Source organism: Streptomyces sp. NPDC014006 (assembly GCF_043088925.1).
GTDB lineage: Bacteria > Actinomycetota > Actinomycetes > Streptomycetales > Streptomycetaceae > Streptomyces.
In genome coordinates, this window is record NZ_JBICAJ010000002.1 from 851,532 (window position 1) to 873,833 (window position 22,302).

At 72.4% G+C, this 22,302-nt stretch carries 20 protein-coding genes and 1 pseudogene; 11 read left to right on the forward strand and 10 right to left on the reverse strand.

Features of this window, described 5'->3' with window-relative positions:
- Positions 1–29 precede the first annotated feature (29 nt).
- Positions 30–1,763, forward strand: a complete 1,734-nt coding sequence (locus ACF1GV_RS10340; protein ID WP_391679150.1) for a glycoside hydrolase family 6 protein — start codon at positions 30–32, stop codon at positions 1,761–1,763.
- A gap of 61 nt (positions 1,764–1,824) precedes the next feature.
- Here ACF1GV_RS10340 and ACF1GV_RS10345 read toward each other — a convergent pair whose 3' ends face one another.
- Positions 1,825–2,583 (reverse strand): phytanoyl-CoA dioxygenase family protein, encoded by a 759-nt coding sequence (locus ACF1GV_RS10345; RefSeq protein WP_391679628.1) that lies wholly within the window; start codon positions 2,581–2,583, stop codon positions 1,825–1,827.
- 135 nt (positions 2,584–2,718) lie between these two features.
- On the opposite strand from ACF1GV_RS10345, the gene ACF1GV_RS10350 reads away from it, so the two are divergent.
- Both ACF1GV_RS10350 and ACF1GV_RS10355 read left to right on the forward strand, forming a co-directional pair.
- Complete coding sequence (locus ACF1GV_RS10350) at positions 2,719–3,615, forward strand: class I SAM-dependent methyltransferase (RefSeq protein WP_391679148.1); 897 nt, start codon at positions 2,719–2,721, stop codon at positions 3,613–3,615.
- An 81-nt stretch (positions 3,616–3,696) separates the two neighbouring features.
- Entirely contained in the window at positions 3,697–4,398 is a 702-nt protein-coding gene (locus ACF1GV_RS10355) for an SDR family oxidoreductase (protein WP_391679147.1), read from the forward strand.
- A gap of 13 nt (positions 4,399–4,411) precedes the next feature.
- On the opposite strand, the gene ACF1GV_RS10360 is transcribed toward ACF1GV_RS10355, so the two are convergent.
- The 4 genes from ACF1GV_RS10360 to ACF1GV_RS10375 all read right to left on the reverse strand — a co-directional run bounded on the left by ACF1GV_RS10360 (position 4,412) and on the right by ACF1GV_RS10375 (position 9,801).
- Complete coding sequence (locus tag ACF1GV_RS10360; RefSeq protein ID WP_391679145.1) at positions 4,412–5,128, reverse strand: glycoside hydrolase family 75 protein; 717 nt, start codon at positions 5,126–5,128, stop codon at positions 4,412–4,414.
- 161 nt (positions 5,129–5,289) lie between these two features.
- Complete coding sequence (locus ACF1GV_RS10365; RefSeq protein WP_391679143.1) at positions 5,290–6,126, reverse strand: aldo/keto reductase; 837 nt, start codon at positions 6,124–6,126, stop codon at positions 5,290–5,292.
- A gap of 106 nt (positions 6,127–6,232) precedes the next feature.
- Positions 6,233–8,059 carry an AMP-dependent synthetase/ligase gene (locus tag ACF1GV_RS10370; RefSeq protein WP_391679626.1) on the reverse strand — a complete coding sequence of 609 codons (1,827 nt, stop codon included), beginning with the start codon at positions 8,057–8,059 and terminating at the stop codon, positions 6,233–6,235.
- Between the two features lie 254 nt (positions 8,060–8,313).
- Positions 8,314–9,801 (reverse strand): MFS transporter, encoded by a 1,488-nt coding sequence (locus ACF1GV_RS10375; RefSeq protein WP_391679141.1) that lies wholly within the window; start codon positions 9,799–9,801, stop codon positions 8,314–8,316.
- Positions 9,802–9,922: 121 nt separating this feature from the next.
- On the opposite strand from ACF1GV_RS10375, the gene ACF1GV_RS10380 reads away from it, so the two are divergent.
- On the forward strand, positions 9,923–10,903 hold the full coding sequence (locus tag ACF1GV_RS10380; RefSeq protein WP_391679623.1) for an Lrp/AsnC family transcriptional regulator: 981 nt from the start codon (positions 9,923–9,925) through the stop codon (positions 10,901–10,903).
- A gap of 25 nt (positions 10,904–10,928) precedes the next feature.
- Here the strand turns inward: ACF1GV_RS10380 and ACF1GV_RS10385 are convergent, their stop codons facing one another.
- Complete coding sequence (locus tag ACF1GV_RS10385; RefSeq protein ID WP_391679139.1) at positions 10,929–11,810, reverse strand: LysR substrate-binding domain-containing protein; 882 nt, start codon at positions 11,808–11,810, stop codon at positions 10,929–10,931.
- A 222-nt stretch (positions 11,811–12,032) separates the two neighbouring features.
- Here ACF1GV_RS10385 and ACF1GV_RS10390 point away from each other — a divergent pair, with 222 nt between their 5' ends.
- On the forward strand, positions 12,033–13,067 hold the full coding sequence (locus tag ACF1GV_RS10390; protein WP_391679137.1) for a bile acid:sodium symporter family protein: 1,035 nt from the start codon (positions 12,033–12,035) through the stop codon (positions 13,065–13,067).
- Here ACF1GV_RS10390 and ACF1GV_RS10395 read toward each other — a convergent pair.
- Together ACF1GV_RS10395 and ACF1GV_RS10400 are read right to left on the reverse strand one after the other, a co-directional pair.
- Complete coding sequence (locus tag ACF1GV_RS10395) at positions 13,017–13,289, reverse strand: LamG-like jellyroll fold domain-containing protein (protein ID WP_391679135.1); 273 nt, start codon at positions 13,287–13,289, stop codon at positions 13,017–13,019. The two genes, ACF1GV_RS10390 and ACF1GV_RS10395, sit on opposite strands and share 51 nt — an antisense overlap.
- A gap of 178 nt (positions 13,290–13,467) precedes the next feature.
- Complete coding sequence (locus tag ACF1GV_RS10400; protein WP_391679133.1) at positions 13,468–14,385, reverse strand: zinc-binding alcohol dehydrogenase family protein; 918 nt, start codon at positions 14,383–14,385, stop codon at positions 13,468–13,470.
- Between the two features lie 106 nt (positions 14,386–14,491).
- Here ACF1GV_RS10400 and ACF1GV_RS10405 point away from each other — a divergent pair, with 106 nt between their 5' ends.
- Positions 14,492–14,935 carry a MarR family winged helix-turn-helix transcriptional regulator gene (locus tag ACF1GV_RS10405; protein WP_391679131.1) on the forward strand — a complete coding sequence of 148 codons (444 nt, stop codon included), beginning with the start codon at positions 14,492–14,494 and terminating at the stop codon, positions 14,933–14,935.
- 70 nt (positions 14,936–15,005) lie between these two features.
- On the opposite strand, the gene fdhD is transcribed toward ACF1GV_RS10405, so the two are convergent.
- Together fdhD and ACF1GV_RS10415 are read right to left on the reverse strand one after the other, a co-directional pair.
- The gene (gene fdhD / locus ACF1GV_RS10410; protein WP_391679128.1) at positions 15,006–15,854 is read right to left on the reverse strand and encodes a formate dehydrogenase accessory sulfurtransferase FdhD; all 849 of its coding nucleotides are present in this window, start codon (positions 15,852–15,854) and stop codon (positions 15,006–15,008) included.
- Between the two features lie 17 nt (positions 15,855–15,871).
- A pseudogene (locus tag ACF1GV_RS10415) lies at positions 15,872–16,327 on the reverse strand (Fe-S-binding domain-containing protein); the annotation flags it as partial.
- Between the two features lie 97 nt (positions 16,328–16,424).
- Between ACF1GV_RS10415 and ACF1GV_RS10420 the strand changes: the two are divergent.
- The 5 genes from ACF1GV_RS10420 to ACF1GV_RS10440 all read left to right on the forward strand — a co-directional run bounded on the left by ACF1GV_RS10420 (position 16,425) and on the right by ACF1GV_RS10440 (position 22,300).
- Positions 16,425–17,372 (forward strand): beta-ketoacyl-ACP synthase III, encoded by a 948-nt coding sequence (locus ACF1GV_RS10420; protein ID WP_391679125.1) that lies wholly within the window; start codon positions 16,425–16,427, stop codon positions 17,370–17,372.
- A gap of 133 nt (positions 17,373–17,505) precedes the next feature.
- Positions 17,506–18,183 carry a GntR family transcriptional regulator gene (locus ACF1GV_RS10425; protein WP_391679122.1) on the forward strand — a complete coding sequence of 226 codons (678 nt, stop codon included), beginning with the start codon at positions 17,506–17,508 and terminating at the stop codon, positions 18,181–18,183.
- A 255-nt stretch (positions 18,184–18,438) separates the two neighbouring features.
- Entirely contained in the window at positions 18,439–19,620 is a 1,182-nt protein-coding gene (locus tag ACF1GV_RS10430; RefSeq protein ID WP_391679121.1) for an ROK family protein, read from the forward strand.
- A 149-nt stretch (positions 19,621–19,769) separates the two neighbouring features.
- Positions 19,770–21,287, forward strand: coding sequence for a sugar ABC transporter ATP-binding protein (locus ACF1GV_RS10435; RefSeq protein WP_391679118.1), 1,518 nt, complete (start codon positions 19,770–19,772; stop codon positions 21,285–21,287).
- Positions 21,284–22,300: an ABC transporter permease gene (locus ACF1GV_RS10440; RefSeq protein WP_391679117.1), complete on the forward strand. Its 1,017-nt coding sequence runs from the start codon at positions 21,284–21,286 to the stop codon at positions 22,298–22,300. Before ACF1GV_RS10435 ends, ACF1GV_RS10440 begins: the two co-directional genes overlap by 4 nt.
- The last annotated feature ends 2 nt before the right edge of the window (positions 22,301–22,302 follow it).

Here is a 22,302-nt window from a genome sequence, read left to right on the forward strand (position 1 = left end):
ACCCGCTACCGACAAGGAAACCCGCAGCCATGAGTCGTACGAGACTGTCCCTGATCGCCGCCCTTGCGCTGACCGCCGGGTCCGGAGCGGCCGCGCTGACGGCCGTGCCCGCCGGGGCCGCGGCCGCCGCTCCCGCCTGCACCGTCGGCTACACCGTGCAGAACCAGTGGGACACCGGCTTCACCGCCGCCGTCACCGTCACCAACAACGGCGCCGCCAAGTCGGGCTGGTCGCTGAAGTGGACCTACGCCGGCAACCAGAAGATCGGCAACGCCTGGAACGCGAAGGTCACCCAGTCCGGCACCGCCGTCACCGCCGCCAACGAGTCCTACAACGGCTCGCTGCCCACCGGCGGTTCGGCGAGCTTCGGCTTCCAGGCCTCCTACAGCGGCACCAACGCGGTTCCCGCCACCTTCACCCTCGACGGCGTCACCTGCAACGTCGACGGCACAGGCGGCACGCCGACCCCCGACCCGACCACCCCGACGCCCACCCCCACCGACCCGTCGGGCAAGGCCGACAACCCCTACGCCGGCGCCAAGGTGTACGTCAACCCCGAGTGGTCGTCGCTGGCCGCGGCCGAACCGGGTGGCAGCCGTGTCGCCAACCAGCCCACCTACGTCTGGCTGGACCGGATCGCCGCCATCAACGGCGTGAACGGCGGCATGGGCCTGCGCGCTCACCTCGACGAGGCGCTGAAGCAGAAGGGATCCGGGGACCTCGTCGTCCAGCTGGTCATCTACGACCTGCCCGGCCGGGACTGCGCCGCCCTCGCCTCCAACGGCGAACTCGGCCCGAACGACATCGACAAGTACAAGACCCAGTACATCGACCCCATCGCCTCGATCCTGTCCGACGCGAAGTACGCGGGCCTGCGGATCGCCACCGTCATCGAACCCGACTCCCTGCCCAACCTGGTCACCAACGCCGGCGGCACCAACACCACCACCGACGCCTGCGTGACCATGAAGTCGAACGGCAATTACGAGAAGGGCGTCGGCTACGCGCTGGACAAGCTCGGCGCCATCCCGAACGTCTACAACTACATCGACGCGGGTCACCACGGCTGGCTCGGCTGGGACACCAACATCGGCCCCTCCGTGCAGGAGTTCTACCGGACGGCGACCTCCAACGGCGCGAGCGTGAACGACGTGACCGGGTTCATCGTCAACACCGCCAACTACAGCCCCACCAAGGAGCCGTACTTCAAGGTCACCGACAGCGTCAACGGGCAGACCGTGCGCCAGTCGAAGTGGGTCGACTGGAACCAGTACGTGGACGAGCAGTCCTTCGCCCAGGGGCTGCGCGACAAGCTCGTCGCGGCCGGGTTCAACAGCAACCTCGGCATGCTGATCGACACCTCCCGCAACGGCTGGGGCGGCACCGCCCGCCCGGCCGGTCCCGGCCCGCTGACCTCCGTCGACGACTACGTCAACGGCAGCCGCACCGACCGGCGCATCCACGTCGGCAACTGGTGCAACCAGAGCGGTGCCGGCCTCGGCGAACGGCCCACCGCGGCGCCCGCCGCCGGGATCGACGCCTACGTCTGGGTCAAGCCGCCGGGGGAGTCCGACGGGTCCAGCTCCGCCGTCTCCAACGACGAGGGCAAGGGCTTCGACCGGATGTGCGACCCGACCTACGGAGGCAACGCGCGCAACGGCAACAACCCCTCGGGCGCGCTGCCGAACGCGCCGCTGGCCGGGCACTGGTTCTCCGCACAGTTCCAGCAGCTGATGCAGAACGCCTACCCGCCGCTGCCGTAGCGCGGTGAGTGACCGCTCGGGGCCGGCCGTGGGGAGCCGGCCCCGAGTGCGACCGCCGGGGTCAGGACTCTTCGCCCAGGCCCCGGCGGATCGCGAACTCGACGGCCGAGTAGTCGCCGTCCGGCCGCTGGAGCGTCACCGGCTCCGCCGGGTGCAGCGGCGGCTGCGCCAGGAACCGGGGCCGCGTCCCGTGGTGCGGCTGGGCGGCGTGCACCAGGAACGGATGGCACAGATAGACGTCCCCCGGCCGCCCGGTCGCGTACGCCACCGGGCGGTGCGCCGAGGCCGCGTCCACTTTCGGGCCCAGTTCCAGGAAGGAGGCGCCGGCCTCGCCGTACGGCTGCAGGACGGCCGGCACGTCGAGGTGCGAGCCGACCCTGATCCGGGTCGGCGCGTCCGCCTCGGTGACCTCGCTGAACAGGAACAGCATCAGCAGCGCCCGGTCCTGCGAGAGCAGATTGGTGCGGTAGTGCTCGGCCCCCTCGGGCAGGTAGCTCGCCTCGATGTGCCAGCCGGCGTCGGCCGGCTCCTCCGGGTGCGGGAAGCGCAGCGGGAAGGTGCCGAGCGAGTACCGGGGCTGCCAGCGGCCCACCCCCACCAGCAGGTCGAACGCCTCGTGCAGCACATGGGTGTTGGCCGCGGCGGCGAACGGGCCCTGGGCCATCCCGCCCACCCACACCACCGGGTCCTTCCAGGTGCCCGGGTCGTCGGGCTCGTAGCCCGTCTCCCGCCACAGCAGCCGCGCGCAGTCCCGCGCGACCCGCGGCGGGACGGCTCCGTCGATCTTCACGAACCCGTCCCGCAGGAACCGTGTCAGCATCTCGTCGTCCACCGCGTCATGGTGGGCTTCACCGGTCCGCGCCCGCACCTCATTTTTGCCGTCCCGGCAACAGCGCTGGCCGCCGCGCGGTGCGTCGGCGCACGCTGGCGGCATCCGGAGGAGAGGCTGACCACCATGGCACACGAGCACCACCATGACCACCCGCACGGCCACGGCCACGACCACGGCGCCGACATCGACTGGGCCGAGATGGCGGCATATCTGGAGTCCGAGGCCGAGCTGTTCACGCCCCTGTACGAGCGCGCGCTGGCCTGGCTGGGGAAGGAGGTGACCGAGCCGGGGCTGATCGTCGACGCGGGCAGCGGGCCCGGCGTGGTGTCGTGCCTGTTCGCCGAGGCGTTCCCGGGCGCCCGCGTGCTGGCCGCGGACGGCTCCGCGCCGCTGCTCGAGCGCGCCCAGGCCCGCGCCGAGCGCACCGGCGTCGCCGACCGCTTCGCCACCCTGGCCGGGGACCTGCCCGAGGCCCTGGACGACCTCGACTACCCCGCCGACCTGCTGTGGGCCAGCCGCAGCCTGCACCACCTCGGCGACCAGCGCGCCGCCCTCGCCGCCTTCGCCGAGCGGCTGGCACCCGGCGGCACGCTGGCCCTGCTGGAGGGCGGGCTGCCGGCCCGCCACCTGCCCCGCGACATCGGCTTCGGCCGCCCGGGTCTGCAGGCGCGGCTCGACGCGCTGCAGGAGGACCGCTTCGCCCGCATGCGCGCCGAGCTGCCCGGCAGCGTCGCCGTGACCGAGGACTGGCCGGCGCTGCTCACCGCGGCCGGCCTGAAGCACACCCGCACCCGCACCTTCCTGCTCGACGTCCCGGCCCCCGTGCCCGACCGGGCCCGCGCCCATGTCGTCACCGCCCTCGGCCGGCTGCGGGAAACGGTCGGCGACGGTCTGGACGCCGAGGACCGTGCCACCCTGGACCGCCTCCTCGACCCCGGTGACCCGGCGAGCGTCCACCACCGCCAGGACGTGTTCGTCCTCGCCGCGCACACCGTCCACACGGCGGTCAGGCCGTACTGACCGGCCGTCCTTGACATCGAGTGCGCTCCAACTGATGAACTCCCGCTCGTTCACGACGAACGACTTCTCAGGGGGCTTGTCATGACCGACTCTCCGGTCGCACTCATCACCGGCGGCGGCAGCGGCATCGGCGCGGCCGTCGCGCGGCGGCTGCTGGACGACGGGTGGCGGGTGACCGTCACCGGACGCGGTGAGCAGCGGTTGCGGGACTTCGCCGCCGGGCTCGGCGAGCCGGAGGGGCTGCTCACGGTCACCGGCAGCGCCGCCGAGTACGCCGACGTCCAGGACGCCGTCGCGCGCACGCTGAAGGCGTACGGCCGCCTCGACACCGTCGTCGCCAACGCCGGTTTCGCCACCCACGACACGGTCGCCGAGGGCGATCCGGCGGGCTGGCCGGAGATGGTGCTGACCAACGTGCTCGGGCCGGCGCTGCTGATCCGGGCGTCCGTCGACGCGCTGAAGGAGACCCGGGGCAGGATCGTGCTGGTCGGCAGCGTCGCCGGGTTCGTCAACGGCCCGGGCAACCTGTACGGGGCGACGAAGTGGGCGGTGACCGGGCTCGCCGAGAACACCCGGCGCCAGGTCACCGAGTACGGCGTCGGTGTGACGCTGGTGGCGCCGGGCCGGGTGGAGACGCCGTTCTGGGACTCCTACGGCAGCCTGCCGCCCGGCCGTCTGCTGACCGCCGAGCAGATCGCCGACTCGGTCGTCTGGGCGATCCGCCGGCCGGCCGGGGTCGACGTCAACACCGTCGTCGTACGGCCCATCGGGCAGCCCGTGTGACGACGCCCCCGCGTCAGTTGCTCTGCAGGAACTCCCGGGCCAGCCGCTCGCCGAGAGTCACCGCCGCGCGGTGGCTCTCGAGGGGCGTGACCTGGGAGTCCGTGAACAGGATGTATGTCACCGGGGCGTCGGTGCAGCCGTGTTCCGGGTCGGGGTCGAGGCCCAGGGCCTTGGCGGTGGCGTACGACGCCTCCCCGATGATCTGCTTGGGGCCCACGTCGCCGACGACCGCGTACTCGACCTGGTCGTCGTGGACGACCGCCGCCACGCCACCGCCCCGCACGCCCGACGCGCGGTAGTCCCAGATGTCGCTCGCGCCGGGGACGACGACGAACGGCAGCCGGTCGGCGCGCAGTGGCTTGCCGTTGGACTGGTGGAAGGCGGTGTCGTCCTGGAACGAGTGGTCGGTGGCCCCGCTGCACCGGGCGCTGGGGCGGCCGTCGCAGTCGATGTCCATGTCGGCGGTGAAGAACACCGCGCCCTTCGCCGCGCACACCGGGACGCTGGGGGCCTTGTCCTGGTCGGTGCGGTACAAGCCGTGCGACACCTGCGCGCAGGAGCGCACCTTGGCGAGCAGATCGGCGGCGGGGACGTAGCCCTCGTGGGCGAAGGCCGCGCCGGAACCGCGGCCGGCGAGCGCCGGGAGGACACCGGCGGCGAGGACGGCTGCCGCGGCCGCACCGAGGGCGAGACGGCGGGGGCGGGTACGCGTTGCGGGGAACGAGTGCACGAGTCCCGGACGCTAGCACCCCGATGCCCGGTCCCCGGGGATACGCCACGCCGCCCCGGGACGGCGGGTCCCGGAGCGGCGTGGTGATCGGGTGACGATCGGGAGGAATGATCCTCGGACGGGGTGACGCGAGACGAGGTGACGTCGGGACGGAGTGTCGCTCAGACCACGTCGAACGTCGCCGGGTCCGGGCCCAGCCGCCGGTCTTCGTTGAGCGCGCTGATCGCGGCGAGGTCCTCGTCGTCCAGGCTGAAGTCGAACACCTCGATGTTCTCCTTGATCCGCGACGGCGTCACGGACTTCGGGATCACGACGTTGCCGAGCTGGAGGTGCCAGCGCAGCACCACCTGGGCGGGGGTGCGGCCGTGCTTCTGGGCGATCGCGACGATCGCCGGGATCTCCAGGATGCCCTTGCCCGAGCCGAGCGGCGACCAGGCCTCCGTGGCGATGCCCTGCTCGGCGTGGTACTCGCGGGCGGCGCGCTGCTGGAGGTGCGGGTGCAGCTCGATCTGGTTGACCGCCGGGATGACCGAGGTCTCCGCGATGAGCCGGTCCAGGTGGGGCTCCAGGAAGTTGGAGACACCGATCGCGCGGACGCGGCCGTCGGCGTGCAGCTTCTCGAACGCCTTGTAGGTGTCGACGTAGGCGTCCTTGGACGGCAGCGGCCAGTGGATCAGGTACAGGTCCACGTAGTCCAGGCCGAGCTTGGCGAGCGAGGTGTCGAACGCGCGCAGCGTCGAGTCGTGGCCCTGCTCGCTGTTCCAGAGCTTGGTGGTGACGAAGATGTCCTCGCGGGGCAGACCGGAGGCGGCGATGGCCTTGCCGGTGCCCTCCTCGTTGCCGTAGATCGCCGCCGTGTCGATGCTGCGGTACCCGGCCTCCAGGGCGGTGGCGACCGCCCGCTCCGCCTCGTCGTCCGGCACCTGCCAGACGCCGAAGCCCAGCTGGGGCATCTCGACGCCGTTGTTGAGGGTGATCGGGGGGACCTTGCTGCTCACGAGCTCTTGATCCTTCGGTTGTCCGTCAGGTGTTCCGCATATCGTCAACGATCACCGGCCGCGATGCATTCCTGACGGCGAAATCCGTCGCCTGCCGTGCGACGGCTCACACCTGGTAGAGCGCCTCCACCTCACGGGCGTAGGTGTTCTCGATCGCCTTGCGCTTCAGTTTCAGCGACGGCGTGAGCAGGCCGTGCTCCTCGGTGAAGGGCTGGGCGAGGATGCGGAAGGTGCGGATCGACTCCGCCTGCGAGACCAGCGTGTTGGCCGCCACGACCGCGCGGCGCACCTCGGTCTCCAGATCGGCGTCGCGCACCAGCTCCGACGCGGTGAGGCGGGGCTTGTTGCGCATCTGCAGCCAGTGCTCGACGGCCTCCTGGTCGAGGGTGACCAGGGCGGCGATGAACGGGCGGTCGTTGCCGACGACGATGCACTGGTTCACCAGCGGATGCTCGCGCACCCGCTCCTCCAGCACCCCCGGCGAGACGCTCTTGCCGCCCGAGGTGACCAGGATCTCCTTCTTGCGGCCGGTGATGGTGAGGTAGCCGTCCTCGTCCAGCGAGCCGAGGTCGCCGGTGGCCAGCCAGCCGTCGTGCAGGGTCTGGTCGGTCGCCTTGGGGTTGTTGAGGTAGCCCTGGAAGACGTTGCCGCCGCGCAGCCAGATCTCGCCGTCGTCGGCTATGTGCACGGTCACGCCCGGGATGGGCTGCCCCACCGTGCCGTACCGGGTGCGCTCGGGCGGGTTCGCGGTGGCCGCGGCCGTCGACTCGGTCAGGCCGTATCCCTCGTAGATCTGCACACCGGCGCCCGCGAAGAACAGGCCCATCCGGCGGTCCATGGCCGAGCCGCCGGACATGGCGTTGCGGATCCGGCCGCCCATCGCCGCGCGCACCTTCGCGTACACCAGCTTGTCGAAGAACTGGTGCTGCATGCGCAGCCCCGCCGAAGGCCCGGGCCCGATGCCCCACGCCTTCGCCTCCACCGCCTCGGCGTACTTCACCGCCACCTCGACGGCCTTCTCGAACGGCGCCGCCCTGCCGTCCTTCTCCGCCTTGCGCCGCGCCGCGTTGAACACCTTCTCGAAGATGTACGGCACGGCCAGGATGAACGTCGGCCGGAACGCCTGCAGGTCAGGCAGCAGCGCGGCCGCGTTCAGCTGCGGCTGGTGACCGAAGCGGACCTTGCCGCGGATCGCCGCGACCTGCACCATCCGCCCGAAGACGTGCGCCAGCGGCAGGAACAGCAGCGTCGCCGCCTCGTCGCCCTTCTTGGAGTGGAACACCGGCTCCCAGCGCCCGATGACCGTGTCCGCCTCGTACATGAAGTTGCCGTGCGAGATCACACAGCCCTTGGGGCGGCCGGTGGTGCCGGAGGTGTAGATGATCGTGGCCACCGACTCCGGGGTGACCGCCTCGCGGTGCCGGTGCACCACTTCGTCGTCCAGGTGGGCGCCCGCGTCGTAGAGCTCCTGCACGGCTCCCTCGTCCAGCTGGTACAGCCGGCGCAGGTTCGGCAGCCGGTCGATGACGGTGGCGATCGTCATCGCGTGGTCCTCGTGCTCCACGATCGCCGCCGTGCACTCGGCGTCGTACAGCATCCAGAAGCACTGCTCGGCCGAGGAGGTCGGGTACACCGGCACCACCTGGGCGCCGATCGTCCACAGCGCGAAGTCGAACAGCGTCCACTCGTAGCGGGTACGGGACATGATCGCGACCCGGTCGCCGAACCGGATGCCGCTCGCCAGCAACCCCTTGGCCAGCGCCAGCACCTCGTCGCGGAACTCGGCCGCGGTCACGTCCCGCCACTGCCCGGCCTCGTCCTTGCGGCCCAGCGCGACGTGCAGCGGATCGGTCTCGGCATGCCGGAAGACGACGTCGGCCAGACCGCCCACCGGCGGCGACAGCGCCAACGGAGGGTTGGAGTACTCGCGCAAACCCACTCCCCGCTCCCCGGTCCCGGCGCCCGGCTCGTCCTTGGCGCCCGCGCAGCGCCGTGAAAGCTACCCCACGCGGCGGCGGGACGGGAGGGGCGAGCGCTTCGGGCGGCGCCGGGGTCCGCGCTGGTCATGGGCGGAAAATGGGCGCACATGCGGAAGGGTCGGACAGAAAACCGACGGTTCCGTAAGTTTCGGCGCCCCAATCTCCACCGAATCTGTACGACCGGGCCGCCGCGCGGCGCGGGCTCCCGTCAGCGCTTCACTTCGGTCAGCGTCCGCGCCCCGGATTCCGTCACCGTGGGCCGCTCGGCGCGCGGTGAACGGGCCAGTGTCAGCACCAGCGCGCCGCCGATCATCGCCACCGCACCCGCCGCGACCGACGCGGTGTTCAGACCCGAGGCGAACGCGGACCGCAGCGTGTGCTCGGAAAACGCCCCGCGCAGCGCGCCGGCGCCGCCACCGGCCAGGGTGTGCGCGGCGTCCGGCGGCAGGGTGTCCCGCAGCCGCGAGGTCAGCACCGTGCCGAAGACGGCGATGCCGAGCGCGTAACCGAGCTGGCGGAAGGTGTTGACCGCGCCGCCCGCCATACCGGCGCGCTGCGGCTCCACCACGGCCAGCGCTGCGCCCGCGATGCCCGGCGAGACCAGACCCGTACCGATGCCGACCAGCACCAGACCCGGCACCAGCGTCGTCGCCGTCGACCCCGCGTCCAGCACCGCCGAGCAGAACTGGCCGACGCCGATCAGCAGCAGCCCGCCGCCGACGGTGAGCCGCGCCGGCACGCCGTGCAGCAGCCGGCCGCCCAGCGCCGCCACCACGAACGAGGCCAGCGACAGCCACAGGAACACCAGGCCGCCGCGCACCGGGCTCATCCCGAGCAGGGTCTGCAGCCAGATCGAGGAGTACGCCATCACCGCGAACGCCGCCGGGTTGAAGGCGAACGCGCCCACCATCACGCTCGTGAACGCGGGCCGCAGGAACAGCCGGGGGTCCAGCAGCGGGTCGGCCACCCGCAGCTCCACCACGACGAAGCACACCAGCGCCAGCACCGCGAGGGCGAAGGAGAGCAGCGTCCCGGACTCCGTCCAGCCGTGCGACCCGGCCCGCACCGCCCCGTAGGTCAGCGCCCCGGCGAACGCGGCGAAGGTCGCCGTGCCGGCCAGGTCGATACGCCGCCGGCGCTCGCCGTGCGACTCCGGCACCACCCGCAGGGTCAGCCACACCGAGGCCACGCTCACCGGCAGGTTCACGAAGAAGATCCACCGCCAGCCCGGCCCGTCGGTCAGCAGCCCGCCGACCACGGGGCCCACCGCGGCCGCCGCGCCGCTCACCGCGCCCCACACGCCGAGGGCGACCGACCGCTGCCGGCCCTGGTAGACCGCGCCCAGCAGGGGCAGAGTGGTGGCGAACATCGCCGCCGCCCCCACGCCCTGCAGGCAGCGGGCCGCGACCAGCAGCCCCGGCCCGCCGGCCAGCCCGCACAGCAGCGACGCCACCGCGAACAGCACGACACCGGCCACATGCACCCGACGGCGCCCGAGGACGTCGGCCGCCGCTCCGATGCCCAGCAGCAGCGCGGCCAGCGCGAGCGCGTAGCCGTCCATCACCCATTGCAGATCGCTCAGCGACGCGTGCAGCGCCCGCCCCATGTCCGGCAGCGCCACGACCGCGATCGTCACGTCCAGCAACAACATGAACGTGCCCAGGCACACCGCCGTCAGCGGCCCCCATGTGCGCATGTCCTCAACTCCTCACCGATACCGGGACGCGTCTGCGCCCGGTTCCGTACGATGGGCCGTCCGTGGACGATCACATGCGAGGTGACCTCCCGAGTGACGGAATCCGACAGGAGACGGCGTGCTGGAGTGGGAATCCGACACCTTCGATGAGCTGGACCTGCGCCTGCTGTGCGCCCTGGAACTGAACGGGCGCGCCTCCTTCAGCCGGCTCGCCGCCGTGCTCGGGGCGTCCGACCAGACCGTCGCCCGCCGCTACCGCCGGCTGTGCTCCGAGGGCGGTCTGCGCGTCGTCGCCGTCCGGGACGCCGAGCGGCTCGGCCAGGACCAGTGGACGCTGCGGCTGCGCTGCGTCCCCGACGCCGCCCTGACCATCGCCGACGCGCTCGCCAAACGGCCCGACACCAACTGGATCGGCCTCGCCTCCGGCGGCACGGAGATCGTCTTCGGCACCCGGCCGCGCAGCGCCGGCGACCGTGACGACCTGCTGCTCGGCAAGCTGCCGCGCACCCCGCGCGTGCTGGAGATCCGCGCCCACCAGATGCTGCACCGCTTCTACGGCGGGCCCACGGGCTGGCTCGGCAAGTTCGGCGTGCTGCGGGACGACGAGATCGCGGCCCTGCGGCCGGAGCCGGTCCCGCACGCGGGACCCGCCCGCATCGAACCGTCGGACGAGCCGCTGCTGGCCGTTCTCGAGCGCGACGGCCGGGCCGGCTACCCGGAACTGCAGCGCGCGACCGGCCGCTCGGAGTCGGCGGTCAAACGCCGGCTCGCCGCGCTGCTGGGGTCGGGGGCGGTCTACATCGACGTCGAGTACCACTCGGAGATCTTCGGCTTCCCGACCGCCGCCGCCCTGTGGATCACCACCACACCGGCCACTCTGCACGCCGTCGGCGAGGCGCTCGCCACGCACGACCAGATCGCCCACGCCGCCGCGACCGCAGGCCCGTCCAACCTCACGGCCACCGCCGTCTTCCGCGACACCGCCGAGCTCTACGCCTACCTCAGCGGCCCCCTCGGCCGGCTGACGGGCGTCCAGCACGTCGAGGCCAGCCCCTTGCTGCGCCGGGTCAAGCAGCTGACGTATCCCATGCCGGCCCGCTGAACCCGACGGCGCGTCCCCGGGTGTCCTAGCCGACGCCGGTCCGCCGGCGCCGCTGAAGGCGGTCACCGCCCGCCAGGATCGCCGCGGCGAGGGCGTCGGCGGCGTCCTGGGCGGAGGTGCGGCGGTGGCCGTGCACCAGGACGAAGTCGACGCCCGACAGCTCCGGAAGACCGGCCCGGTCGGGGACGCGCACCAGGCCGGGCGGGACCAGGCCGCGGGAGTGCGCCATCACGCCGAGGCCCGCGCGGGCCGCCGCGATCAGGCCGTTCAGGCTGCCGCTGGTGCAGGCGATCCGCCACGGGCGCCCCGCCCGCTGCAGCGCCTCCATGGCGAGCGCCCGGGTGATGCCCGGCGGCGGGTAGACGATCAGCGGGACGGGCCGGTCGGGGTCCACACGCAGCCGTTCCGCGCCGATCCACACCAGGTCGTCCCGCCACACCAGCTCCCCGCGCGGATCCTGCGGGCGCCGCTTGGCCAGCACCAGGTCCAGCTTCCCGGCCGCCAGTTGCTCGTGCAGCGTGCCGGACAGCTCCACCGTCAGCTCGAGATCGACCTCGGGATGGTCGTGCCGGAAGCCCTCCAGGATCTCCGGCAGCCGAGTCAGCACGAAGTCCTCCGACGCGCCGAAGCGCAGCCGGCCGCGCAGCCGGGTCCCGGTGAAGAACGCCGTGGCCTGCTCGTGCACCTCCAGGATCCGGCGCGCGAAGCCGAGCATCGCCTCGCCGTCCTCGGTCAGCTCCACCGCGTGCGTGTCCCGGGTGAACAGCGTGCGCCCGGTGGCGTCCTCCAGCCGCCGCACGTGCTGGCTGACCGTCGACTGGCGCAGCCCGAGCCGCCGCGCTGCCTGCGTGAAGCTCAGCGTCTGCGCGACCGCGAGGAAGGTGCGCAGCTGGGAGGGGTCGTACACGCCTGCCACCCTAGCCGCTCATCATGAAACGTGATGACAGTCAGAGCCGTATGCCGGATTCCCGATCACGGCTCGGGGGAGCAGGATGGAAGGGCGCCCTCCGGGCCTCGCCGCGGGCCGCGGGCCGCCTGCCCCCGGCGGCGAACCGGGGCCACGTCCATGGCCGCAGCCCGAGGCCGCACGCCCCATCCGTACGTACGACGACCGAGCACGTGGAGCACCGTGAAACGCCTGCAGTGGCCGAGCTGGATGCCGATCGACCCCTACATCGTGCTGTTGCTGGGCACGGTGGGGCTGGCCGCGCTGTTCCCGGCGCGCGGCACGGGCGCCGACGTCGCCTCCGGTGCGTCCACGGCGGCGATCGCGTTCCTGTTCTTCCTGTACGGCGCCCGGCTGTCCACCCGTGAGGCGCTGGACGGCCTCAAGCACTGGCGGCTGCACGGCACCGTCCTGGTCTGCACCTTCGTGATCTTCCCGCTGCTGGGCCTGGCCGCCCGCGGGCTGGTCCCGGTCTTCCTCACCCAGCCGCTCTACCAGGGCCTGCTGTTCCTCACCCTGGTGCCCTCCACCATCCAGTCCTCCATCGCCTTCACCTCCATCGCCCGCGGCAACGTGCCCGCCGCGATCTGCGCCGGCTCCTTCTCCTCCCTGGTCGGCATCGTCGTCACGCCGCTGCTGGCAGCGGGTCTGCTGGGCAGCGGCGCGGGAGGCTTCTCCGCCGACTCCGTGGTGCAGATCGTGCTGCAGCTGCTGGTGCCGTTCCTCGCCGGGCAGGTGCTGCGCCGCTGGATCGGCGGCTTCGTCACCCGGCACAAGAAGGTGCTCGGCCTGGTCGACCGCGGTTCGATCCTGCTCGTCGTGTACACCGCGTTCAGCGAGGGCATGGTCCGCGGCATCTGGCACCAGGTCAGCCCGGTCCGGCTCGGCGGGCTGCTCGTCGTGGAGGCCGTGCTGCTCGCGGTGATGTTGCTGATGACCTGGTACGGCGCGAAGGCGATGGGCTTCGGCCGCGCGGACCGGATCGCGATCCAGTTCGCCGGGTCGAAGAAGTCGCTGGCGTCCGGGCTGCCCATGGCGAGCGTGCTCTTCGGCCCGCAGGCCTCGCTGGCCGTGCTGCCGCTGATGCTCTTCCACCAGATGCAGCTGATGGTGTGCGCGGTGATCGCCAAGCGCCGCTCCCACGACCCCGAGGCGGACGGCGAAGACTCAGCCGCTCACCCGGTCCAGGGGCAGCGACAGGACCGTGTGCTGCGCTGAGTCCGGCACCGCCGGATGCCTCAGCTCCCCGTCGCTCAGCGCCCGGTCCCAGACGCGCAGCTCGTCGAGCGCTCCGGTGAAGAAGGCCCTGCCGTCCATGCGCTGCCCGAGGTGCACCCCGAAGGGCGAGGTCCGGCTGACCGAGCCCGGGGGAGCCGCGACGGAGGACTCCACGCCGTCGACGGACAGCGACGGGCGGCCTGCGCCCCGGCGCCGTGCCACCGGCCGTCGTTGTACGCGCTCCTGGTGCGCACGGACGCCGTCCGCGGTGCCGCGCCCCGGTCCCGCACGGTGATCAGGCCCACGACACGGTTCCGCGCCGGCCGGCCGCCCACCCACACCTGCGGCTGTCACGCGCCGACCCCGCCCCGTCCATCGTCTCCCGGACGGGCCGAGCGGATCATGGGATCAGAACAACTTTGCCCAGATTCGCCCGGTTCTCTATCGTCTCGTGTGCCTTTCCCGCGTCGGCGAGCGCGAACTCGCCGTGCACGGCAGGCCTCAGGGAGCCCTCGGTGAACAGCCGCCACAGCTCTGCGCGCCACTGCTCGTACAGCGCCGGCCGGCCGCGGGCGATGCGGGCCATCTGGAACCCGATCACGGACTTGGCGGCCACCAGCAGGTCGTACGCCTGAATGGTCCCGCCGCCCGAGCTGTACGCCACGAGCCGGCCGCCGGGGGCCAGTGCGGCGAGGGCCGGGGTGAGCAGCTCGCCGCCGACGGCGTCCAGAGCGTAGTCGGCCGGCTCACCCCAGCTGTCGTCGCCGTACCCGACGACCTCGTCGGCGCCGAGCGCGCGCACGAAGCCGGCCTTGGCCGGATCGGAGACGGCGCCGGTCACCCGGGCCGCGCCGCGTATCCGGGCCAGCTGAACGGTGAGATGGCCGACACCGCTCGCGGCGGCCGTGATCAGTGCCGTCTCGCCAGGCTCGGGACGTGCCGCGTCCAGGGCGCCGTAGGCGACGAGGCCGCTGCGCACCAGGGTAACGGCGTCGACGGCCGAGGCCGTGTCCGGGATCGGTGAGGCCATGGCGTCCTGCAGCAGCGCGAAGTCGGCGTAGCCGTGGCCGAAGCACAGCCCGGTCACCCGGTCGCCCGGCGCCCAGCGGGTCACGCCCTCGCCGACGGCCACGACCTCGCCGGCGATCTCGCCGCCGAGTGCGATGGGCTCCGCGGCCTCGGTGACCTTGCGGACGACGGGGAGCGTGACGCCGACCGCCTCGCAGCGCACGAGCAGCTCGCCGGGGGCGGGTGCGGGGACGGGGGCCTCCTCCATGAACAGGGGGCCGCCGGGGCGGTCGTATCGGATGCGGCGCATGGCGACCTCCGGAAAATCGTTGGGTGTACCCATGAATTCGTTGGGAGTCCCAACGGTATAGGTGATGTCGTGGGGAAGTCCAATGACTTCCGGATAGGCTGCTCGCATGGCCGAAGCACCGTTGCCCGCGATCCGCTCCCTGCCCAGCTGGCTGCTCGGGCGCGCCGCCGCGCGGGGGCGCGCTCTGGTCGCCGAGGCGCTCGCCGCACAGGGCATGAAGATGTGGCACCACGTGGTGCTCTCCGCCGTCCGCGACCTCGCCCCGGTCGCGCAGGCCGACCTCGGCCGCGGCGTGGGCCTGGACCCCAAGGACCTGGTCGGTGTCCTCAACGACCTCCAGTCCGCGTCCCTGGTCCTGCGTGAACCCGACCCGAAGGACCGCCGCAAGAACGCCGTGCGGCTCACGGAACAGGGCGAGCGGATGCTCCAGCGGTGCGAGGAGGTGGCCTGCGCGGCCAACGCGGAACTCCTGGAGCCGCTGTCGGAGGAGGAGCGGGAGCGGTTCCTGGAGATGCTGGTCCGCGTCAGCGGGACGCGGGAAACAAACTGAGACGGGGTCCCGCGGCGCAGGGGGCGCTCCCCGCCTGCGGGACCCCGTCGTCGTGCCGCGGGGGAGGGAGTCAGTCCTGGTCGGCCGTGGCCTTCAGGGCTATGCGGTCCTCGCCCGCGTACACGTTCATGGAGGCGCCCCGCAGGAAGCCCACCAGGGTCAGGCCGGTCTCGGCCGCCAGGTCCACGGCCAGCGACGACGGCGCCGACACCGCCGCCAGCAGGGGGATGCCGGCCATCACGGCCTTCTGCGCCAGCTCGAAGGAGGCGCGCCCGGACACCAGCAGGATCGTGCGGGACAGGGGCAGGTCCCCGTTCCGCAGGGCACGCCCGACCAGTTTGTCCACCGCGTTGTGCCGGCCCACGTCCTCACGGACGTCCAGCAGCTCGCCGTCCTCTGTGAACAGGGCCGCCGCGTGCAGCCCGCCGGTCCGGTCGAACACCTGCTGGGCCGCGCGCAGCCGGTCGGGCAGGCTCGCCAGCAGCTCCGGCGTCACGCGCAGCGGGGGCGTGTCGGCGATGGGCCAGCGGGCCGTGGTGCGCACGGCGTCCAGGCTCGCCTTGCCGCACAGGCCGCAGGAGGACGTCGTATAGACGTTGCGCTCCAGTGTGATGTCGGGGGCGACCACGTGCGGGGCCGTCCGGACGTCGACGACGTTGTACGTGTTCGAGCCGTCCGCCGTGGCGCCCGCGCAGTACACGATGTTGAGCAGGTCGGGCGCCTCCGCCAGCACGCCCTCGCTGACCAGGAAGCCGGCGGCCAGCGCGAAGTCGTCGCCGGGGGTGCGCATGGTGATGGCGAGGGGCTTGCCGTCGAGGCGGATCTCCAGGGGTTCCTCCGCGACGAGCGTGTCCGGGCGTGCGGAGACCGCTCCGTCCCGTACGCGGATCACCTTGCGTCGTTCCGTCACTCGTCCCATGTCCCCATCCGTCCCGGTCAGTCCCGGTTCTGTACGTGCTGGTAGCCGAACCGCCCCTTGATGCAGAGGTTGCCGTGGGTCACCGGGGTGTCGTGCGGCGAGGTGACCTTGACGATCGCATTGTCCTGTACGTGCAGCGTGAGGTTGCAGCCCACTGCGCAGTATGCGCACACCGTCGTCGTCTCGGTCTGCCACTGCTCGCCGCAGGCGTCGACGCACTTGTGGCGCAGGATGCACTTGTCGTAGTCGCGGACGTACAGCTCGTAGTCGGCCTTCGGCTCCTCGTTCAGACGGGCCGCGTCCGGGCCGAAACGGTCGGGCTCGGCACCGTACTGCGCGATCCACTCCGCCGCCCCGGGCGTGGTCGACAGGTCCGCCGAGGAGGCGAGCAGCTCCTGGAGGTGACGCTGGGCAAGGGGGTCGCGCAGCGGCTGTCCGGCCGGGTCCGCGCCTCTGATGGAAGCCGACAACACCCGCACCCGATTCCTGTCGCTTCGCCTGCCCTCGTACCCGTGAGTCACTGATCAGACTGAGGGGTCCGCTGTCCAGGCAACGAGGGGGACCCTCCAGATGAACGGCTCACGGATCGCCGCCGTCGGCCACTACCAGCCAGCCAAGGTGCTCACCAACGAGGACCTCGCCGGACTGGTCGACACCAGCGACGAGTGGATCAGGAGCCGGGTCGGCATCCGCACGCGGCACATCGCCGGGCCCGACGAGCCCGTCGACGAACTCGCCGCGCACGCCGCCGCCAAGGCGCTCGCGACGGCCGGCCTCGCGCCCGCCGACATCGACCTCGTCCTGGTCGCCACCTCCACCGCCATCGACCGCTCCCCGAACACCGCGGCCCGCGTCGCCGCCCGGCTCGGCATCCCGCGCCCGGCCGCGATAGACGTCAACGTGGTGTGCGCCGGGTTCACCCACGCGCTGGCCACCGCCGACCACACCCTGCGCGCCGGCGCTGCCCGGCGGGCCCTCGTCATCGGCGCCGACAAGATGTCCGACGTGGCCGACTGGAGCGACCGCAGCACCTGCGTCCTGGTCGGTGACGGGGCGGGGGCCGCGGTGGTCGAGGCGTGTGCCGACGGGGAGGAGCCCGGCATCGGGCCCGTGCTGTGGGGGTCGGTGCCCGAGATGGGGCACGCCGTGCGCATCGAGGGCCAGCCGGCCCGGTTCGCGCAGGAGGGGCAGTCCGTCTACCGCTGGGCGACGACCCAGCTGCCGCCGCTGGCCCGGCAGGCCTGTGAACGCGCCGGCATCTCCCCGCAGGACCTCGCGGCCGTCGTGCTCCACCAGGCCAACCTGCGCATCATCGAACCGCTCGCCGAGCGCATCGGCGCCGCGCACGCGGTCGTCGCCCGCGACGTGACCGACTCCGGCAACACCTCCGCGGCGAGCATTCCGCTGGCCCTGTCGAAGCTGGTCGAGCAGGGCCGGGTCACGACCGGCGACCCGGTGCTGCTGTTCGGCTTCGGCGGCAACCTGTCGTACGCGGGGCAGGTCGTGCGCTGCCCCTGAGCGCGCCGGTGTACCCCTGAGGCGACGTGCGGCACGCCGCGGCGGCTCGTGTGCGCCGTAGACTGTAGACGAAAGACAATCGATACTGCTGGTCTGCTGCGCGTGCCGTCCCACCGAGTCCCGAGGGGGAGCGATGTTGTCGACCGGACTGCCGCAGGGCGCGGTGCCCCGACTGGAGCGGCCCGGCCCGCTGCGCGAGCGTGTCTACGAGGCCCTGCTCGAACTCATCACCACGCGTACCCTGCAGCCCGGTCAGCACCTCGTGGAGAGTGAACTCGCCGGGCATCTCGGGGTCTCCCGGCAGCCGGTGCGCGAGGCGCTGCAGCGGCTCAACACCGAGGGCTGGGTCGATCTGCGGCCTGCCCAGGGCGCGTTCGTGCACGAGCCGACGGAGGAGGAGGCCGACCAGCTGCTCACCGTCCGCACGCTCCTGGAGGCCGAGGCCGCCCGGCTCGCCGCCGCGGCCGCCGGCAGGGACGGCGTCGCCCGCCTCGAAGAGCTGTGCGCGCAGGGCGAGGAGGCCGTCGCCGCGGACGACGTCGACACCGCCCTCGCGCTCAACGCCCGCTTCCACGCCACGGTCATGGAACTGGCCGGCAACACCGTCCTCGCCGACCTCGCGGCCCAGGTGGACCGCCGGGTGCGCTGGTACTACACGCCGGTCGCGCGGCAGCGCGGGCAGCAGTCCTGGATCGAGCACCGCGCGCTGATCGCCGCCATCGCCGAGGGCGACGAGAGCCGCGCCACCCGGTTGATGCGCGAACACACCGAGCACACCCGGCGCTCGTACCACGACCGCCCGGCGTCCTGACTCCCCGGCGTGCAGCGCGGCCGGCGCGTTCGGCAGCAGTCCCCGCAGGTGATCGACGTGCCCGTCCGTCGTAAGAGGTCTCGGGCCTCTCGTTAGGGGCAGGGAAGTTCGGGCTCCGGTCTTTGTCCTGTGAGTGGAGAAAGTCTGCGGGAATCCCTGCGCGACTTCTTCCCACATTCAACGGTCGCTGCTACGTTCCCCTCGAAAGCCCAACGACGGTGGCCGATTTGAGGCGGGGAGGGGCACGTGAGGCGCATGACCGCACGACCCGCGAACACGCATCAGGCTCAGCTGCTGAAGCTGCTGCGCGACGGGGGACCCAACTCCCGCGCCCAGCTGGGCGATCAGATCGACCTCTCGCGGTCCAAGCTCGCCGTGGAGGTCGACCGGCTGCTGCAGACGGGCCTGGTCGTGGCCGACGGACTCGCCGCCTCCCGCGGCGGGCGCCGCTCGCACAACGTCCGGCTCAACCCGCAGCTGCGCTTCCTCGGCGTCGACATCGGCGCGACCTCGATCGACGTCGCCGTCACCAACGCCGAGCTGGAGGTCCTGGGTCACCTCAACCAGCCCATGGACGTCCGTGAGGGACCCGTCGCGGTCTTCGAGCATGTGCTGTCCATGGCCGCGAAGTTGCGCGACTCCGGGCTCGCGGAGGGATACGACGGGGCCGGCATCGGCGTTCCGGGCCCGGTCCGCTTCCCGGAGGGCGTCCCGGTCGCCCCGCCGATCATGCCGGGCTGGGACGGCTTCCCCGTACGGGAGGCGCTCAGCCAGGAACTGGGCTGCCCCGTCATGGTCGACAACGACGTGAACCTGATGGCGATGGGGGAGATGCACGCGGGCGTCGCACGCTCCGTGGGCGACTTCCTCTGCGTCAAGATCGGCACCGGCATCGGCTGCGGAATCGTGGTGGGCGGCGGCGTCCACCGCGGGGTGACGGGCAGCGCGGGCGACATCGGCCACATCCAGGCCGTGCCCGACGGCCGTCCCTGTGCCTGCGGCAACCGCGGCTGCCTGGAGGCCCACTTCAGTGGGGCCGCCCTGGCCCGCGACGCCACCGAGGCCGCCCGCCAGGGGCTGTCGCCGGAACTGGCGTCACGGCTGGAGACGGGCGGCACGCTCTCCGCCGTGGACGTCGCCGCCGCCGCGTCCGCCGGTGACGCCACCTCCCTCGACCTCATCCGGGAGGGCGGCACCCGCACCGGCCAGGTCATCGCCGGCCTGGTCAGCTTCTTCAACCCGGGCCTGGTGGTGATCGGCGGCGGGGTGACCGGACTCGGCCACACCCTGCTCGCCGCGATCCGCACCCAGGTCTACCGCCAGTCGCTGCCGCTGGCGACCGGCAACCTGCCCATCGTCCTGGGGGAGCTGGGACCCGTCGCCGGAGTCATCGGCGCGGCCCGGCTGATCAGCGACCACCTGTTCTCACCCGCGTAAGTCACCGACCTCGGTTCACCTCATCAGTACGGGGACCAGCTCAGCCCTGCCCTGCCCTGCTCACGCTCCGCCGCACCCTGGTCACAAGCTGCCCCGTCCTGCTCCGCCCTGCCCTGAACCGGCCCGCACGCCCGCCGAGGGGAATCCGCATGGCACCACAACCACCGCTGCTCAGCATGTCCGGCATCACCAAGTCCTTCCCCGGCGTCCGGGCCCTGGACGGCGTCGACCTCGACGTCCAGACCGGCGAAGTGCACTGCCTGCTCGGCCAGAACGGCGCCGGCAAGTCCACCCTCATCAAGGTCCTCGCCGGAGCCCACCAGCCCGACACCGGCACCATCCGCTGGCGCGGCGAGCCGGTCACCCTGCGCTCCCCGATCGCCGCCATGCGCCTGGGCATCGCCACCATCTACCAGGAACTCGACCTGGTGGAACACCTGTCCGTGGCCGAGAACGTCCACCTCGGCCACGAACCCGCGGCCGCCGGCTTCGTCGTACGGCGCAAGGCGGCGAAGGAGTCGACCGCCGCGCTGCTCGGGCGACTCGGGCACCCCGAGATCGAACCGGGCCGCCTGGTGGGCGAGTTGTCCGCGGCGCAGCAGCAGATCGTCTCCATGGCGCGGGCGCTCTCCCACGACGTACGGCTGATCGTGATGGACGAGCCGTCCGCCGCGCTCGACCCCGACGAGGTGGACAACCTCTTCCGGATCGTCGCCGACCTCACCGCCGAGGGGGTCGCCGTCGTCTACATCTCGCACCGCCTGGAGGAGATCCGCCGCATCGGCGACCGCGTCACGGTGCTGAAGGACGGGCGGGCACTCGCGGGGGGCTTGCCCGCCAAGACGACCCCGACCCGTGACGTGGTCGCGTTGATGACCGGCCGGAACGTGGAGTACGTCTTCCCCGAGCGGCCGGCCGAGCCGCCCGCCGGCACGCCGGTGCTCCAGGTGCGCTCGCTCGCCCGGGACGGCGAGTTCGCGCCGCTCGACCTCGACGTGCACGCCGGGGAGATCGTCGGCCTCGCCGGACTCGTCGGCTCGGGACGCTCGGAGATCCTGGAGACGATTTACGGCGCCCGCAGGCCGACGGCCGGTCAGGTGCTCGTGGACGGCCGTCCGCTCAGGCCCGGCAGCGTCCGCGCCGCCGTCCGCGCCGGTCTCGGGCTCGCGCCCGAGGAGCGCAAGGCGCAGGCGCTGCTGATGCTGGAGTCCGTCACCCGCAACGTCTCCGTCTCCTCACTGTCCCGTTTCTCCCGCGGCGGCTGGATCGACCGCGGGGCCGAGAGCGGCGCCGCCCGCGCCGCCGTCCGAGAGCTGTCGCTGCGGCCCGACAACCCGTCCGTGCCGGTGCGCACCCTGTCCGGCGGCAACCAGCAAAAAGCCGTCCTGGCCCGCTGGCTGCTGCGCGGCTGCCGGGTCCTGCTGCTCGACGAGCCCACCCGCGGCGTCGACGTCGGCGCCCGCGCCGAACTGTACGCGGTGGTCCGCCGCTTGGCGGACGAAGGCCTCGCGGTGCTCCTCGTCTCCAGCGAGGTGCCCGAGGTGCTCGGCCTCGCCGACCGTGTCCTGGTCCTGCGCGAGGGCCGGGTCGTGCACACCGCACCCGCCCGGCAGCTCGACGAACACCGCGTCCTCGACCTCGTCATGGAAGGAAGCCCGGCGTCATGACGCAGCACGTCTCCCCGCCGCGGGACGGCACCTCGAAGGTGCCGCCGGTCCATCTCCCCGCCTGGCGCACCCTGCTGGCCCGCGCCGACGTCCGCACCCTCTCCCTGCTCGGCGTGCTCACCGTGCTCGTGGTCATCGGCGGTGTCACCAAGCCCGACGAGTTCCTCGACACCCGCAATCTGCAACTCGTCCTCACCCAGGCGTCGGTGATCGGTGTCGTCACCGTCGGCATGACCTTCGTCATCACCTCCGGCGGCATCGACCTCTCCGTCGGCGCGATCGTCGCCCTCGCCTCGGTGTGGGCGACCACCCTCGCCACCCAGGAGTTCGGCTTCGCGGGCATCCTGTTCACCGCGATGGTCGTCGGCCTCGGCTGCGGCCTGGTCAACGGCCTGCTCATCGCGTACGGCGGGATGGTCCCGTTCATCGCCACCCTCGCCATGCTGGCCTCGGCGCGCGGTCTCGCCCTGCAGATCACCGACGGCAAGACACAGATCGTCACCATCGACGGCGTGCTGAGCCTCGGCGAACGCGACGCGTATGTCCTCGGCATCCCGCCCCTGGTGCTGGTCTTCGCACTCGTGACGGTTCTCGGCTGGCTGCTGCTGAACCGGACCACCTTCGGCCGGCGCACCGTCGCCGTCGGCGGCAACGCCGAGGCCGCCCGGCTCGCCGGCATCGACGTCCGCCGCCAGCGGCTGTATCTGTACCTGCTGTCGGGACTGTGCTGCGGCATCGCCGCGTTCCTGCTGATCGTCCTGTCCGGCTCCGGCCAGAACACCAACGGCAACCTCTACGAACTCGACGCCATCGCCGCCGCCATCATCGGCGGAACCCTGCTCAGCGGGGGCCGCGGCACCATCACCGGGTCCGTGCTCGGCGTTCTGGTCTTCACCACGATCACCAACATCTTCGCCCTGAACAACCTGCAGAGCGACGTCCAGCAGATCGCCAAGGGCGCGATCATCGTCGCCGCCGTGCTGGTCCAGCGCCGTACCGCAAGCACGACCTGAGG